The 15,970-nt window shown below is 70.9% G+C and carries 16 protein-coding genes; 9 read left to right on the top strand and 7 right to left on the bottom strand.

The genetic code is table 11. The features are described 5' to 3' along the window. Positions 1-83: 83 nt before the first annotated feature. The 7 genes from asnB to WMF22_RS21170 form a co-directional block, all read right to left on the bottom strand. On the bottom strand, positions 84-2,096 hold the full coding sequence (gene asnB, locus WMF22_RS21200; RefSeq protein WP_438036828.1) for an asparagine synthase (glutamine-hydrolyzing): 2,013 nt from the start codon (positions 2,094-2,096) through the stop codon (positions 84-86). Between the two features lies 1 nt (position 2,097). Beyond that, a complete protein-coding gene (locus WMF22_RS21195) occupies positions 2,098-3,687 on the bottom strand; it encodes a class I adenylate-forming enzyme family protein (protein ID WP_438036827.1) in 1,590 nt (529 codons plus the stop codon). Between the two features lie 19 nt (positions 3,688-3,706). Next, positions 3,707-3,967, bottom strand: coding sequence for an acyl carrier protein (locus WMF22_RS21190; RefSeq protein ID WP_012236454.1), 261 nt, complete (start codon positions 3,965-3,967; stop codon positions 3,707-3,709). 346 nt (positions 3,968-4,313) lie between these two features. Beyond that, a complete protein-coding gene (nadE, locus tag WMF22_RS21185; RefSeq protein ID WP_012236453.1) occupies positions 4,314-5,288 on the bottom strand; it encodes an NAD(+) synthase in 975 nt (324 codons plus the stop codon). Between the two features lie 212 nt (positions 5,289-5,500). Then, entirely contained in the window at positions 5,501-6,466 is a 966-nt protein-coding gene (locus WMF22_RS21180) for an aspartate carbamoyltransferase catalytic subunit (protein WP_012236452.1), read from the bottom strand. 8 nt (positions 6,467-6,474) lie between these two features. Continuing rightward, entirely contained in the window at positions 6,475-7,038 is a 564-nt protein-coding gene (pyrR, locus tag WMF22_RS21175) for a bifunctional pyr operon transcriptional regulator/uracil phosphoribosyltransferase PyrR (protein ID WP_012236451.1), read from the bottom strand. A gap of 175 nt (positions 7,039-7,213) precedes the next feature. Beyond that, positions 7,214-8,557: a hypothetical protein gene (locus WMF22_RS21170; protein ID WP_437300850.1), complete on the bottom strand. Its 1,344-nt coding sequence runs from the start codon at positions 8,555-8,557 to the stop codon at positions 7,214-7,216. A 106-nt stretch (positions 8,558-8,663) separates the two neighbouring features. Between WMF22_RS21170 and WMF22_RS21165 the strand changes: the two genes are divergently transcribed. From WMF22_RS21165 to ribD, 9 genes are all read left to right on the top strand, one after another. Beyond that, entirely contained in the window at positions 8,664-9,395 is a 732-nt protein-coding gene (locus tag WMF22_RS21165; protein ID WP_438036826.1) for a YceD family protein, read from the top strand. A gap of 4 nt (positions 9,396-9,399) precedes the next feature. Beyond that, positions 9,400-9,594 carry a 50S ribosomal protein L32 gene (gene rpmF, locus WMF22_RS21160; protein ID WP_012236448.1) on the top strand — a complete coding sequence of 65 codons (195 nt, stop codon included), beginning with the start codon at positions 9,400-9,402 and terminating at the stop codon, positions 9,592-9,594. 88 nt (positions 9,595-9,682) lie between these two features. Continuing rightward, positions 9,683-10,678: a beta-ketoacyl-ACP synthase III gene (locus tag WMF22_RS21155; RefSeq protein ID WP_437300848.1), complete on the top strand. Its 996-nt coding sequence runs from the start codon at positions 9,683-9,685 to the stop codon at positions 10,676-10,678. Between the two features lie 158 nt (positions 10,679-10,836). Further along, positions 10,837-11,778, top strand: coding sequence for an ACP S-malonyltransferase (fabD, locus tag WMF22_RS21150; protein WP_438036825.1), 942 nt, complete (start codon positions 10,837-10,839; stop codon positions 11,776-11,778). Between the two features lie 6 nt (positions 11,779-11,784). After that, complete coding sequence (locus WMF22_RS21145) at positions 11,785-12,531, top strand: 3-oxoacyl-ACP reductase family protein (protein ID WP_437300846.1); 747 nt, start codon at positions 11,785-11,787, stop codon at positions 12,529-12,531. A gap of 146 nt (positions 12,532-12,677) precedes the next feature. Beyond that, entirely contained in the window at positions 12,678-12,932 is a 255-nt protein-coding gene (gene acpP / locus WMF22_RS21140; RefSeq protein ID WP_012236444.1) for an acyl carrier protein, read from the top strand. A gap of 127 nt (positions 12,933-13,059) precedes the next feature. Beyond that, positions 13,060-14,304: a beta-ketoacyl-ACP synthase II gene (gene fabF, locus WMF22_RS21135; protein WP_437300845.1), complete on the top strand. Its 1,245-nt coding sequence runs from the start codon at positions 13,060-13,062 to the stop codon at positions 14,302-14,304. Positions 14,305-14,328: 24 nt separating this feature from the next. Then, positions 14,329-14,790: a transcriptional regulator NrdR gene (gene nrdR, locus WMF22_RS21130; RefSeq protein WP_012236442.1), complete on the top strand. Its 462-nt coding sequence runs from the start codon at positions 14,329-14,331 to the stop codon at positions 14,788-14,790. Between the two features lie 16 nt (positions 14,791-14,806). Further along, on the top strand, positions 14,807-15,952 hold the full coding sequence (ribD, locus tag WMF22_RS21125) for a bifunctional diaminohydroxyphosphoribosylaminopyrimidine deaminase/5-amino-6-(5-phosphoribosylamino)uracil reductase RibD (protein ID WP_437300844.1): 1,146 nt from the start codon (positions 14,807-14,809) through the stop codon (positions 15,950-15,952). Positions 15,953-15,970 lie beyond the last annotated feature (18 nt).

Raw genomic sequence — 15,970 nt, 5'->3', positions numbered from 1 at the left:
GCGCACATGCGCCCGGCGGCGCCACGCCGCCGCTCAGCGCGGGGCCGCGCGCGCCCGCTCAGCCCGCGGCGTCGCGCACCCGCTCAGCCCGCGGCGTCGCGCACCCGATCGACGTCGACGCCCAGCCGGCCTGACGTGTCGTCGGCCGCCGAGACGACGCGCGCGCCCTGGATGATGTCGCGCGCCATGAGCTGCGTGGAGAGGATCGCGCAGAACGCCATGTCGTCGGTGTTGCTCATCGACTTGCCGCCGGTCTTGCGGCACTTCGCGACGAGCGCGGCGACGGGCTGCGCCTGCCAGATGCCGGCGTCCTTGATGGCGTCCGGCGACAGGCACGCCTCGACATAGTCCGGCGTCCCGCTCCCGAAGAAGGGCTGCACCACGGGCGCGCGGTACGGCTGCTTCTTCCGCTCGAGGACGCCGGGCGGCAGGAGATCGCCCATCGCGCGCTTCAGCACGTGCTTCTCGTCGAGGGTGCGGAGCTTGAGCGCGTCCGGCAGCGCGTCCGCCACGTCCATCACGTTGGGATCGAGGAACGGGAAGCGCCCCTCGACCGAGTTCGCCATCATCATGCGCTCGCCCTGGGAGGAGAGCAGGTAGCCGGAGAGCAGCGTCGTGATCTCCAGGTACTGCGCGCGCGCGAGCGGCGTCCAGCGCATGAAGTCGCGCGGCAGCTGCTCCCTCAGGCGATCGGCCGCGGCGGTGTCGCCGATGCCCTCGCGCATCGCGGAATCGAGCATCAGCTTGATGCGGCTCGTGGCGTCCCAGCGCGGGCGGTGGGAGTAGAACGGGTCGTCCGTCTGCGCGAGGTTCCGCCCGAAGAAGGCCTTGGCCATCTCGACCTGCGCGACCGGCGACCGCTGTAGGTAGGGGTAGAGCCGGAGGAGGAGCTGCGGCCTGAGCTTGCTGTCCGGGTGGCGCGCCCAGAAGCGGCGCACCCGGTCCTCGCGGAAGATGTCGTAGCCGGCGAAGAACTCGTCGGCGCCCTCGCCCGTCAGCACCACGCGGTAGCCGCTCTGCCGGACGAGGCGCGCCAGGATGAACAGCGGCGCCGGGGCGGTGCGCAGGAGCGGGGCCTCGGCGTGGTAGACGACCTCCGGGAAGACGCCGGCGATGTCGGCGTCACCGCACTGGATCGACGCGTGCGACGTGCCGAGGTGCGCCACGGCGGCGCGCTGGTACTCGGCCTCGTCGAACTCGCGCTCGGCGAACTCGACCGAGAACGTGCGCAGCGGCACCTCGCGGTTGGAGGCGATGAGCGCCGCGACGATCGTGGAGTCGAGCCCGCCGCTCAGGTAGCTGCCGACGGGGACGTCGGCGCGCAGGCGAATCGTCGAGCCGCCGCGGACCGCCTCGCGCACGCTGGACACGAGCCCCGCCTCGTCGCCGCCGGGCGCGCGCCCGGCGGGGAACTCGGGGCGGAAGCGGACCGAGACGCGCGGGGCCACGTCGCGATCGAGATCGAGCGTCGCCACCGCGCCCGGCGGGATCTGCTGGATGCCCTCGTACGGCGTGAGCGGGGCGGTCGGCGCCCAGAACGTCAGCGCCTCGTCGAGGCCCTCGCGGGAGATCGCGCGGGGGATGGTGGGGTCCTGGAAGAGCGACTTCACCTCGCTGGCGAACCGGAGGACGCCGCGGTGGACCGTCCAGAAGAGCGGGTTGATCCCGACGCGGTCGCGCGAGAAGAACGCGCGCCTCCGCCGGACGTCCCAGATGACGAACGCCCACTGGCCGTTCAGCCGATCGACCATGGCCTCGCCGTACTCGGCGTAGGCGTGGATCAGCGCCTCGGTGTCGCTCTTGGTCCGGAAGTGGTGGCCCTTCGCCGTGAGCTCCTCGCGGAGCTCGATGTAGTTGAAGATCTCGCCGTTGAAGCAGACCCAGAGCGTCTCCTCGGCGTTGGCCATCGGCTGCCAGCCGCCGTCGAGGTCGATGATCGACAGGCGCGAGTGGGCCAGCGCGACGTGGCGATCGCGGTAGATGCCGAAGCCGTCAGGGCCGCGGTGGCGGAGCGCCCGCGCCATCTTGAGGGCCAGCTCGCGATCGGGGTTCGGCGCGTCGGTGCGTAGGTTGATGAGGCCGGCGATACCGCACATATCAGATGAGCTCGCTCTTCTTGACTTTGCCGCTCGCCGTCTTGGGGAGCGAATCCATGAACTCGACGAACTTGGGCACGGCGACCTCGTCGAGCTCGGACCGCACCTTCTTCCGGACGTCGTCGGCGGTCACCGCGGCGTCAGGGGCCTTCACCACGGCGGCCTTCACCGCGACCCCGAGCACCTGATCCGGCACGCCGACGACCGCCGCCTCGACGACGCCCGGGACCTTGCAGATCACCGACTCGACCTCGAGGGGGCTCACCTTCTCGCCGCGGGTCTTGATGATGTCGTCCTTGCGCGCGACGAAGTAGAGGTACCGGTCCTCGTCCATCTTGAAGAGATCGCCGGTGTGGAGCACGACCTCGCCCGGGAGGGGCCCCGGCCGGAGCGCGCGCGCGGTCGCGTCGGGGTTCCTCCAGTAGCCGCGCATCACGTTCGGCCCGCGCACGACGAGCTCGCCCACCTCGCCCGGCTCCGCGTGCGTGCCGTCCTCCCGCTCGATCCAGAGCTCCTCGTTCGGCATCGCGATGCCCACGGAGGACGGCCGCTCGAGCGCCAGGGAGGGCGGCAGGTAGCAGACGCGCGTGCACTCGGTCTGGCCGTACATCGCGAAGAAGGAGACGTTGGGCAGGAGCTCGCGGAGGCGCAGGAGCTGCGGCGCCGGGAGCCCGTACGCGGCGTTCGTCATGTACCGGAGCGCCGAGAGATCGGCCTTCGCGAAGTTCTTGAGCGAGAGCATCGACGCGAAGATCGTCGGCACGCCCGCGAAGCCGGTCGCCCGCTCCTCGGCCATCCGCTGGACGATGGGCCACGGCATGGAGAAGCCCTTCTCGAGCACGACGGTCCCGCCGAACGCGTGGGTCACGAGCAGCTGGAAGAGCCCGTAGGTGTGCGACAGCGGCAGCACGCAGAGGATCACGTCGTCCGCCGTGTGCTCGAGGTACGCGCCGATGGCCGCGGTGCTGTTGCGGAGGTTCTGGTGCGTCAGCATCACCCCCTTCGACTCGCCCGTGCTGCCGCTCGTCCAGCAGAGCGTCGCCAGATCGAGCTCGATCGCGCGGCGCGGAGGGGGCTCCCCGGGCGCGCCGGCCAGGGCCTCCTGGAAGTCGCGCCCGTCGGGCGGGGGCCCGGCTGCGGCCGGGAGGGCGGCGCCGCTCAGGAACGTCGCCGCCGGCCTCGCGCCGGGCGGGAGCTCGGCCACGGCGGCGAGGCTCTCGCGCATGCCGCGCGCCGCCACGAGCACGCGGGGGCCCGCGAGCTCCATCACCTGGCCGAGGCGCCGCGGTCGCATCGCGGTGCCGAGCAGCGACGGCACGCCGTCGGCCCGGAGCGCTCCGTAGTACGCGACGACCGCGTCCACGCCGTTGTCGAGCGCGACCATGACGCGATCGCCGCGCTGCACGCCCGCCTCGCGGAACAGGGCGGCGCAGCGATCGGCCAGCGCGTCCAGCTCCCGGTACGTGATCCGCCGTCCCTCGCAGACCAGCGCGACGTGGTCGGGGCGAGAGGCGGCGAACGATCGCAGCGCGGAGTCGATGAGGAAGCGATCCGAGCGCGGATCGCGACGAGCGGTGTGCTGCGTGCTCATGCGCCCCCCGGGGTTCGGGCTAGTTGCTGCTCTTCTTCCCGCTCACGTAGGTGACGAGCCTGGCGATCGAGCCGAAATTCTCCGGCACCATCTCCTCGTCGGCGACCTGGATGCCGAGATCCTGCTCGAGGAACTGGACGATCTCGAGGACGGCGGTCGAGTCCAGGATCCCTTGATCGAGCAAAGCGACCTCGGACCCGAGATCGGCGGTAGCGCCCCGGTATCCGAACGAGGTGACCAGGAAGTTGCGAATCGTCGATTCGATGCTGGAAGTGCTCATGGAGGTAGTCTCCACGTCTATCACCCCCCCGGCTTTCCTGTCGAGAACACTCCGCGGAGCGACGGCCAGCGCGCGGATCGCGGCAGGACGCGGTCGCGGTCGCGGTTCATCGTTCACGCTCGCGTCCGCGCTCGTTCGCGCGCGGTGTTCCCCGTGCCGTCCGTGTCCGAAAGCCGCCGCCAGGGCGCGCTGCGGAGGTGGGATTGGCGACTGACGATCTCGCTGCAACGTGAGTGAATGTCAGCGAGGATCCGCGCTGTTTCCGGCGGGTTTCACGGCCGGGGAACGGCGTACCAAGCCGAGAATGCCGTTGACAGCGGCGAGCGCGGTCCGACGGCGCGGCTCGTCAGGCGTGGCCCTGATCGCGGACGAGCAGCGGCTGCGCGTGGAGGTACTGCGCTACCCGGCGCTTCGCCTCGATGTCCTTGAACACGCGCTCGACCTGCTGCGGCGTGATGCCGACGGCAGACGCCGCGTCCGCGGCCGGAACGTTGTTGTTGTAGGCGTACAGGCAGAGATCCATCTTGTCGTAGGGGAGCGCGAAGTAGAACTCGTCCTGCCCCTGCGGCATCGAGAACGTGTCCGTCGTCGGCGCGCGCCTGCGGATGTCGGCAGGGACGCCGATGTACTCGGCGAGCGCGTAGACCTGGCTCTTGTACAGGTGCGCGATCGGCTTGAAATCCGCGGCGCCGTCGCCTTGCTTGACGAAGAAGCCCTGATCGTACTCGAGCAGGTTCGGCGTGCCGGCGACGGCGTAATTGAGCCTGTCCGCGTGGTAGTACTCCATCATCTTGCGGATGCGCTGCTTGAAGTTCGTCGCGGCGACGAGCTGCAGGTACGCGTTCAGGGGCATCCGCTTCACGCGCGGCTCCTCGCCGGGCGGCTGCGCCGTCAGCTGCGAGACGTTCAGCCTGTCGCTCTCGAGGATCGAGGGGAGCGTGATCTTGAACTTCCAGCTCTCGTTGTAGTCCGGGTAGACCATCCGGATCGCCTCATCCTGCCGCTCGTAGCAGCGGAGGCCGGTCAACGCGGGCTTGATGTTCTCGATGACCGCCTCGATGCCGAGGCCCTCGGCGAGCAGCTTGCCGAGGCGGAGCGCGTCATCGGAGGTGTCGCGCTCGGGCATGAAGATGCCCAGCACCTTGTCCTTGCCGAGCGCGCGGACGCACAGCGTCGAGACGACGGAGCTGTCGATCCCGCCCGAGATCCCGACCACGGCCCCGCGCCGCCGCAGCGTACCGAACACCTGATCCCGGATGGCCTGCTCGATCTCTTGCGCTACCGCCGGGGCATCGATCCTGAGGACGTCTCGCGAAAACATGGTTGGCTCCACCCTTTCAAAAAGATGGACCAGCCTATTAAAACGGGGCGCAGCAGGGAACCCTGTTCGCTGCCAGCGGGCATATGCGAGGGAGGAGCGGCGCGCGGGGGCCGCGTCTTTCATGGTTCCGTGGGTTTCATGGGCCAGGGCGTCCGTCTGCCCCGGTTGCGCCGCCGCGCAGCCACTTCCCGCTCGGGCGGCCGGGGCGATCGTCAGGGCGCGGGCCGCGGCTCGCCGGTCGCGGAGAACTCGTTGGCCTCCGCGGCCAGGATCCAGAGCACGGCCATCCTGACCGCGACGCCGGCCTCGACCTGGTCGAGGATCACGCTCTGCGCGCCGTCCGCGACGCGTGGATCGATCTCCACGCCGCGGTTCATCGGCCCCGGGTGCATCACGATCGCGTCTGGCTTGGCGAGCGCGAGCCGGGCCGGGTTCAGCCCGAACGTGCGGCTGTACTCGCGCGTGCTGGGCAGGAAGCTGCCGCTCAGCCGCTCGCGCTGAACACGCAGCATCATCACCACGTCGGCCCCTTCGAGGGCGGGCTCGATCCGATCGTAGACCGTCGCGCCGAGCGACTCGCCCGCGATCGGCAGGAGCGTGCGCGGGCCGGCGAAGCGGACCCGCGCGCCCATCGTCGTGAGCAGGTGCGCGTTCGAGCGGGCCACGCGGCTGTGGACGATGTCGCCGCAGATGGCGACCTCCAGCCCTTCGAGTCGGCCCTTGGCGCGCCGGATCGTGAACGCGTCGAGCAGCGCCTGCGTCGGGTGCTCGTGCGTGCCGTCCCCCGCGTTGACGACCGCGGCGCGCGTGTGCGCGGCGACGTGGTGCGGCGCGCCCGACGCGGCGTGCCGGATGACCAGCACGTCCGGCTGCATCGCCTGGAGGTTCTGCACCGTGTCGAGCAGCGATTCCCCCTTGACCGCGCTCGAGGTGGAGACGCTGATGTTGATGACGTCGGCGCTGAGCCGCTTGCCCGCGAGCTCGAACGACGTCCGCGTGCGCGTCGACGGCTCGTAGAAGAGGTTCACGACCGTCTTGCCGCGGAGCGTGGGCACCTTGCGCACGCTCCGCCGGGAGACGTCGAAGAGCGACTCGGCGGCGTCCAGGAGGGCCACGATCTCGGGACGCGAGAGACCCTCGATGCCGAGCAGGTGACGGTGCGGGTAGATCCTCCTCATGCGCTGGCTTACGTTCCTTCCGGTGGCGGGGGGGGCTCCGAGAGCTTTGTGCCGGCGGCGGTGACGAGAGCCCAGAGCTCGCCCGCGCGCTCCACGACGTCGATGCGCTGCCCGGGGGCGAGCTCGACCGCGCGGACGATGTAGTCGGGGTGAATCGGCAGCTCCCTGCCGCCGCGATCGACGAGCGCGACGAGCTCGATCCGCTGCGGTCGCCCGTAGTCGAGCACCGCGTCGAGCGCCGCGCGGATGGTGCGACCGGTGTAGATGACGTCGTCGATCAGCACGATGCGCCGGCCGTCGACGGGGAAGGAGATGTGGCTGGGGCCGATGCGCGGGTTCGGCAGGGCGGTCGCGGCGTCGTCGCGGTAGAGCGTGATGTCGACGGCGCCGACCGGCGGCGCGTGCCCCTCGATCTCGAGGAGCAGCGCGGCGAGCCGCTTGGCCAGCGGCTCACCGCCCCGCCGGATCCCGATGAGCGCCAGATCTTCCACGCCGCGGCCGCGCTCGGCGATCTGGAGCGCGATGCGCCGCAGGCCGCGCCCGATGGCGGCCGGGTCGAGCAGAGCTTCCATGGCGCGGCGAGGGCTAGCACGGCGAGCGCCCTGCACCCAAGGCCCGCGTGCGCCGCCCGCCGGATCGCCCGCGCGCCCGAGGGCGCGCGCCCCCTCCGGCCGTGCCGAGGAGGAGGAGCGCCCTCGGCGCGGCGTCGCGGCGCGTCGCGGCAGCAGCGCGGAGGCGCCTGCGGCCTCAGTCGGGCTGGTGCAGGACCCGCTGGGTGCGCTCGACGAAGTAGAACCGCTCGAAGCCCGCGCGCTGGAACGTGAGCGCGCCGAACCCGTTGACGGCGATCGCGGCCGCGCCGAGCGCGTAGAACGGCGCGCCGAAGCGGCGGCCGGAGACGGCGATCATCGCGAAGAGAAACGGGGCGAAATCGTTGGAGAAGCGGTAGCCGAACTGGAGCCAGCCGGTGTTCTGGTAGAGGAGGCTCGGCAGCGCGACAGCGGTCGCCGTGGCGGCGAGCGCCCAGAACGGGGGCGACGTGCGTCGGGGCCAGAGGGCCCACGCGTAGATCGGCGTGGTCACCCAGAGCGCGAGCCCGTGAGCGTTGATCTGGAAGGGGGCGCCCTGCACGTGGGTGTACGGCAGGCCGGTGAGCACCACCGCGAGGTTGCGCGGCAGGTAGTGGTACGAGAAGAGCCCCCACTTCTCGATCCGCGCGCGCCACGCGATGTGGAGGTACCGGTGGCCGAACTCGGCCGCGTCGCCGAAGCGCGCGTGGTTGTGCCAGAGCAGCGCCGAGAGCACGAGCGCCGCGGGCGCGGCGAACAGGGCGAGCCGGCGCAGGAGGGCGCGCGGGTCCGAGCGGTCGACGCGGAGCGCCTCGAACAGGAACAGCGGCAGGGCGAAGCCGAGCGGCGTGCGGGTCGCGAAGCCGAGGCCCAGGGCGAGGCCCGCCGCGAGCGGGTGGGCGGCTTCGAGCGCGCAGTAGAGATAGACGCACGAAAGCGCGACGCCGACGACGTGCGCCGCGAACCACACCGTCCCTTGCACCGCGCTGAACCAGTAGACGCTCCCGAGCGCGAAGAGCAGCGAGAGCGCGACGTTCTCGGCCTGCGTGCGGTGGCTGCGGCGCGAGGCCGAGAGCTTCTCCAGCGCGAGGAAGAGGACAGCGGGCCCGACGCCGGCGAAGGCCAGGAAGAACTGCCCGTCGCGCACGCGCTCTGCGCTGCCGGCGAGCTTGACGAGCGGCGCGATGAGGACCGCGGGGAAGGGGGGAAAGCTGACGTAGGTGCGGTCGCCGAACACGGCGAAGTCGTTGCCGCCCGCGTGCGCCGGCGGCGGTCCGCCGAGATCGAGGCGGCCGTGGAGCCACGCCTCCGCGAGCAGCGCGTAGTGGTTGTAGGGCGTGTGGGACGCGAAGATCTCGCGGGAGGAGCTCGCGGCGTACGCGAGCGTCACGAGCGCGTAGAGGGCGATCGCGACCGCTGCGCGGCGGCCTGCGCGGCGTGCTTCCCCTGAAGGTTCCGGCCGCCGATCGGCGGCGCCCGGCGGCGGCGGGGGCCGGGCCTCGGGCGTGGCGCTACGGTCCATGCGCGGGCGACGCTACCATGCAGCCTGATGTGACGGCGGCCGCGGGTCGGTCTTGCGAGCCAACGCACCCCGCGCTAAACGCTCCGCTTTCACTGGCCCGGAACCCATGTCCCAGTTTGCCGTCTCTGCCAATGACATCGACATCTCCGGTATTTCGCTGGACATGCCGGTGCCGCTCGACTGGATGAACGCGGCGCTCGCTGACGCCGACGTCACCGGGCGCGCGCCAGGTCACCTCTCGGCCCGCCTCTCGCGGACGGGGAACGAGATCGTCGTGCGCGGCCGCGTCAAGGCGCCCGTCGCCACGCCCTGCGCGCGGTGCCTTGCCCCTGCCGCGCTGGACGTCGACGCCGAGCTCTCGCTCCTCTTGCGTCCTGCCCCGAAGGCGGACGGCCATGGCCACGGCCACCGGCGGGACGACGCTGCCCGCAACGGCGCGGCGAAGCCTGGGGCCGGCAAGGTCAAGGAGCCGGAGTACGAGTTCACGGCGGACGAGGCCGACGTCGACGCGTACGACGGCGAGACGGTCGAGCTCGATCCGTTCATCCGCGAGGCCATTCTCCTCGAGATGCCGAACTTCCCCTTGTGCTCGGAGGCTTGCCCGGGTATCGGTCCTGCCGCGTCCCGAGAGGACCGCGAAGGCGGCTCCTCGGCCCTCGTCCGCGGGGCGGCGGAGGAGGATGAGGCCGCTCCAGGCCTCGACCCGCGGCTCGCGCCGCTCAGCGCGCTCCGAGAGAAGCTTGGACAGAAGCCCAGCGGCTCTGACAGGCGCGCGCAACCTGCATCGACCCCCCCGGCCAAGGCCGGGACACCGAAGAAGAAGACCAAGAAGGAGTAGTTCCGTGGCCGTCCCCAAGAGGAAAACCACCCCCAGCAAGCGCGACATGCGGCGCGCTAACCACGACAAGGTCACCCCCGTCCAGCTCGTCTCCTGCGAGAACTGCGGGGAAGCCCGGCTCCCGCACCGCGCCTGTGGCGCCTGCGGGCACTACAACGGGCGCAAGGCGAAGGCGACCAAGGCGACCGCGGCCTCATGACGGGCGCGGGTGCGCCGGCGCGCGCGAACGCTGCGCCCGCGCACCTGGGCGCGGCGCCGGCTCGCGCGGACGCGCGAGGGGCCGTCGCATGAGCTCCCCGCGGCCGAGGAGCCGCATCCTCGGGACGGGCAGCTACGCGCCCGCCCGAGTCGTGCACAACACCGATCTCGAGAAGATCGTCGACACCTCCGACAGCTGGATCCGCGAGCGAACGGGGATTCACCGGCGTCATATCGCTGCCGAGGGAGAGGTCACGAGCGACATGGCCGCCGCGGCCGGCCGCTCTGCGCTGGAGGCCGCCGGGCTCTCGGCGGCTGACCTCGACATGATCATCGTCGGGACGATCAGCGGCGACACCCCGATGCCCTCCTGCGCCGTGTACGTGCAGCAGAAGCTCGGCGCTCAGGAGATCCCCGCGTTCGACATCTCGGCGGCCTGCGCCGGCTTCGTCTACGGCCTCACGATCGCCGATCAGTTCATCGCGAACGGTGTCGCCCGGCACGTCCTCGTGATCGGCGTCGAGCTGCTCTCGCGCATCCTGAACTGGAAGGATCGCACGACGTGCGTCCTGTTCGGCGACGGCGCCGGCGCGGTCGTGCTCGGGCCTGCGTCGGGCGACGGCAGGGGCATCATCTCGACGCGGATCTTCAGCGACGGCACGCTCGCGAACTCGCTGGTCATCCCGGGCGGCGGCACGGCCGAGCCGCTGACGCCCGAGGGCATCGAGCAGAGCCGCAACAAGGTCCACATGGTGGGGCAGGACATCTTCAAGGTCGCCGTGAAGAACCTCTCCAGCGCCTCGCTGATCGCGCTCGACACGGCGGGCATGGCGGCCGGCGACCTGGACTGGGTCGTCGCCCATCAGGCGAACCTGCGGATCATCAGCCAGGTCGCCGCGCGGCTCAGCCTCCCTCTGGAGAGGTTCGTGCTCAACATCGAGGAGTACGGCAACACGTCGAGCGCATCGATCCCCATCGCCCTCGATGAGGCGGTGCGCGACGGGCGCATCAAACCGGGGCAAAACGTCCTGTTCTGCGCGCTCGGCGCTGGCATCTCCTGGGGCGCGTCCGTCATCCGGATGTGAGCGGGCCATGCGCGTGTGCCCGCGTCGGGGTCGAGGTCTGCGTGTTCGCTTGAGCTCGCCGGGCGATCCGGCCTGAGGTAGTCTCGCGCGCGCTGGCCGCATGACGTGGTTCGGGGGACGGACGACGTCCGCCTCCCTGGCTTGGATTGAGGGCAAACGTGAAAATCGCTTGGCTGTTTCCAGGGCAAGGGGCGCAAGAGGTGGGGATGGGCAAGGCCCTCGCGGAGGTCTCGGCGGCCGCGCGCGGCGCGTTCGCGCGGGCGGACGCGGCGCTCGGCGAGCCGATCTCGCGGCTTTGCTTCGAGGGGCCGATGGAGGCGCTGACGCAGACGAGCAACACCCAGCCCGCCATCGTCGCGACGAGCTGCGCCGTGGCTGCGGCCCTCATCGAGCACCTGCCCAACCTCGAGCCGCCGCTGTACGCGGCCGGCCACTCGCTCGGCGAGTACAGCGCGCTGGTCGCTGCTGGCGCGCTCGAGATCGAGGACGCGGTGAGGCTCTGCCGGATCCGGGGCAGCGCCATGCAGGAGGCCGTACCGGCGGGCGAGGGGGCCATGGCGGCGCTCATCGCGCTCGACCAGGAGGTGGTGCTCGCGATCTGCGCCGAGGCGGCGCAGGGCGAGGTGGTCGCGCCGGCGAACTACAACGGGCCGGGGCAGATCGTGATCGCCGGGCACGCCGGCGCGGTCGCGCGCGCGGGCGAGCTCGCCGTCGCCCGCGGCGGCAAGGCCATCCCGCTCAAGGTGAGCGCTCCCTTCCACTGCGCGCTGATGCGGCCTGCGGCCGAACGCCTGCGCCCCGAGCTGGAGCGCACGCAGCTGATGCCGCTCGCCTTCCCCGTGATCGCGAACGTCGACGCCGCGCCGAACGCCGATCCGGAGCGGGTGCGGTCGCTCCTCCTGCGCCAGATCGATGGCACCGTGCAGTGGATGCGGACGATCGAGCGCATGGCGGAGGATGGCGTGACGCACGCCCTAGAGATCGGCCCTGGCAAGGTGCTGGCCGGGCTGGTGAAGCGGATCACGAAGCAGATCAAGGTGCTCAGCGTGAGCGACATGGCGGGGATTGAGCGCGTGAACGCGTTCCTTTCGGAGGCATAGGCATCGATGTTCGACCTTACGGGCAAAGTTGCGATCGTCACGGGTGGATCGCGGGGGATCGGGCGTGCCGCGTCGGAGGCGCTCGCGGCGCAAGGCGCGCACGTGATCGTCAACTACGTGCGAGGAGAGGCCGAGGCGCGCGCGGTCGTCGACGCGATCACCGCGCGCGGCGGGAAGGCCGAGGCGCTCGGGTTCGACGTCGCGGACCTGCCGGCGACCGAGGCCGCCATCGCCGAGGCGGCGAAGCGCCTTGGCCGGCTGGACATCCTCGTCGCGAACGCGGGGATTGCGATCGACGGCCTGCTCCTGCGGATCAAGGAGGAAGACCTCGATCGCCTCTTCGCCGTGAACGTGAAGGGCTCGATCGCGTCCGCGCGCGCGGCGACCAAGGTCATGATGCGCGCGCGCACGGGCCGCATCGTCTTCCTCTCCAGCGTCGTGGCGGAGATGGGCAACGTCGGCCAGGCGGCGTACGCCGCGACGAAGGCGGCCCTGCTCGGCGTGACGAAGTCGCTCGCCCGCGAGTACGCGGGGCGCGGCATCACGGTCAACGCCGTGGCGCCGGGGTTCATCGACACCGACATGACGACGACGATCAGCGCGGAGATGAAAGAGGGGCTGACGAGGATGGTCCCGCTCGGGCGCACGGGCCGAGCAGAGGAGGTCGCCGCGGCGATCGCATTCCTATGCTCCGACGAGGCGAGCTACGTGACGGGCGAGACGCTGCGCGTCAACGGCGGGATGTACGTGTGAGAGCGCTGGCTTGAGGACCCCGGCTGCCAGGCGTCACGCACAGCGGCAAACCAGGCGCACACGAAAAAAGCGGTCGCAGGTAATTCGATGGTGCAACGCTGATGGCGATGGGCTACTAGGGGTTCCGTTTTCCCGGGAGGAATACCATGGCTGAAGGTCGCGACATCACGGCCGAAGTAAAGCGGATCATCAAGGAACAGCTCGACGTCGACGAGAAGGACATCAAGCCTGAGGCGAGTTTCATCGACGATCTGGGCGCCGATTCGCTGGGCCTGGTGGAGCTTGTCCTCGCGTTCGAGGAGGCGTTCGAGATCGACATTCCGGACGAGGACACGGAGAAGATCCGGACTGTCCAGGACGCGATTGACTACATCGAAAGGAATGCCAAGGACAAGAAGTAGCGTCCCCACCGCCCTACCGGACGCGGCGTCACCATGGAGGTGGGTTGGCGCGTGAGCCAGCGAAGGCTCTGCCCTTCGCCGATGCACGCGCTCTCACCTCTGTGGTGGCGCTAGGGCAAGAAGAGCCATGGAACGCGTTGTCATCACCGGTATCGGGCTCGTCACGCCCAATGGCCTCGGCACCCAGGCCACCTGGCAATCTTTGCTGGCTGGTCAGTCTGGTATCGCACCCATCACCCTCTTCGACGCGAGCACGTTTCCCACGCGCTTCGCCGGCGAGGTGAAGGGCTTCGTGCCCGAGGAGTACATGCCCAAGAAGAAGGTGAAGGAGATGGGCCGCTTCGCCCAGCTCTCCATCGCCGCATCGCAGATGTGCATGCAGGACTCGGGGATCGAGCTCACCGACGAGGACCGCGATCAGTGCGGCACGTTCATCGGTGTCGGCCTCGGCGGCCTCGAGTACCTGTTCCAGCACTCGATCACGCTGCACGAGAAGGGCCCCCACAAGGTCAGCCCCTACTTCATCCCGACGGTCATCGCGAACCTCGCCGCGGGGCAGGTGGCGCTGGCGCTCGACCTGCGGGGCGCGAGCTACTGCAACACGAGCGCGTGCTCGTCGAGCGCGCACTCGCTCGGCGAGGCGTTCGAGTGGATCCGCCGAGGTCGCTCGCACATCATGCTCACGGGCGGCGCGGAGGCGACGATCACCGGCCTTGGCATCGGCGGCTTCTGCGCGATGTTCGCCCTCTCGAGGCGCAACGACGAGCCGCAGCGGGCGAGCCGCCCCTGGGACAAGGGGCGCGACGGCTTCGTCTGCTCCGAGGGCGCCGGGTCGCTGCTGCTCGAGTCGCTCTCCCACGCGAAGAAGCGCGGCGCGAAGATCTACGCAGAGGTCGTCGGGTACGGCGCCTCGTGCGACGCGTACCACATCACGAAGCCGGCGCCCGACGGCGCCGGGGCGCAGCGAGCGATGAAGATGGCGCTCGACGACGCCAAGCTCGCGCCGGACGCGATCGACTACATCAACGCTCACGGCACCTCGACCCCGCAGGGGGACATCGAGGAGACCCGGGCGATCCTCAAGACCTTCGGCGATCACGCGGCGTCGAAGCGCCTCTGGGTGAGCTCGACGAAGTCCGCGATGGGCCACCTGCTCGGGGGCGCAGGTGGGGTCGAGGCGGCGGTCTGCGCCCTCGCGCTGCGCCACGGCGCTGTGCCGCCGACGCTCAACCTGGACGATCCCGACCCCGAGTGCGTCCTCGACTACGTCCCGTTCACCTCTCGCGAGCGCCGCATGAAGCACGTGATGTCGAACTCCTTCGGCTTCGGTGGCACCAACGTGTCGCTCGTGTTCTCCCAGTTCGACGGCTGATCGCGCGCCGCGCTGGATGGCTCGATGAAGTGCCCATTTTGCGGCCATCTCGAGGACCGGGTCATCGACTCCCGCGCTGGCGGCGCGGGTGAGGTGATCCGGCGGCGGCGCGAGTGCGCCTCGTGCGAGCGCCGGTTCACGACGTACGAGCGTGTCGAGGACATCCTGCCGACGGTCGTCAAGAAGGACGGTCGGCGCGAGTCGTTCGACCGGCAGAAGCTCGTGCGAGGGCTCCGGATCGCATGCAACAAGCGGCCCGTGTCCACCGACCAGATCGAGGCCATCGCCGACGCGATCGAGCGCGAGGCGCAGGAGTCCGAGCGGCGGGAGATCTTGTCGACCGAGCTGGGCGAGCGGGTGATGAACCACCTGCGTACCCTCGATGAGGTCGCCTATGTCCGGTTCGCAAGCGTTTATCGTTCCTTTCGGGACATTGACCAGTTCATGGTCGAGCTTGGCAAGCTTGTGAAGGCCAAGGCGCCCTAGTAGATCCGGCACTTCGATGTCTGCGAAGCCCCCCAGCCCCGATCCCGAGCTCGACGCCGCGATGATGCGCCTCGCCATCGAGGAGGCGCACAAGGCGATGCCGTCGCCGAACCCCCCGGTCGGCGCGGTGGTGCTGAACGCCGCGGGGGAGGTCGTCGCCGTCGCGCACCACGCGCGCGCTGGCGAGGAGCACGCCGAGGGGCTGGCGCTCGCGGCCGCCGGCGACGCGGCGCGCGGAGGGACGCTCTACGTGACGCTGGAGCCCTGCAACCACGAGGGGCGCACGCCGCCCTGCGTGGACGCGGTGCTGAGCGCCGGCATCAAGCGCGTCGTCGTCGGCGCGCCCGATCCGAACCCCGCGGTGGTCGGCGGCGGGGCGCAGCGGCTCAGCGACGCCGGGCTCGCCGTGGAGGTCGGCGTCGCCGGCGCCGAGGCTCGGGCGCTCATCGAGCCCTGGACCAAGTTCATCACGACGGGCATCCCCCACATCGCGCTCAAGCTCGCCCTGTCGCTGGACGGCCGCATCGCGACCCGCACGGGCGCCTCGAAGTGGGTCACCGGCCCCGAGGCGCGCGCCAAGGTCCAGGAGCTCCGCTCGCGGCACGACGCGGTGGCGATCGGGATCGGCACGGCGCTCGCCGACGACCCTCGGCTCACCCTGCGCGAGTCTGCGCTCGGGCCCGGGGGGCGGAGCCCCATCCGGCTCGTCTTCGACACGCGGCTCAGGCTGCCGCTCCACACGCGCCTCGCCCAGACGGCGCGGGAGGTGCCGACCTGGGTGCTCACGGGCGCCGACGCGCCCGAGGAGGCGGAGCAGGTGCTCGTCGACGCTGGCTGCGTCGTCCTGCGCGCGCCGACCTCGGCCGAGGGCCGGGTCGACGTGACCGCCGCGATGCGCCTCTGCGCCTCGCAGGGGATCGTCTCCATCCTTGTCGAAGGTGGCGCCGAGCTCGCCGGCAGCCTGCTCGCGTCGCGCCTGCCCGACGAGCTGCACGCCTTCGTCGCCCCGATCCTGCTCGGCCCCCGCGGCCGGCCGGGCGCGGTCGACTGGGCGGGCCCGGACACGCCAGGCGACGCGCCCCGGATCGTCGATCCACGCTGGGAGCTCTGCGGCCGCGACGCGTACGTCAGCGGCCCTCTCGCCTTCCCGGCGCGCAGCTGATCGGCGCGCCCGGGCGGG

Origin of the sequence: Sorangium sp. So ce204, assembly GCF_051526795.1 — a bacterium.
Lineage (GTDB): Bacteria > Myxococcota_A > Polyangia > Polyangiales > Polyangiaceae > Sorangium > Sorangium cellulosum_B.
Note: the sequence above shows the minus strand (reverse complement) of the source record. Positions and strands in the feature narration are given on the sequence as shown.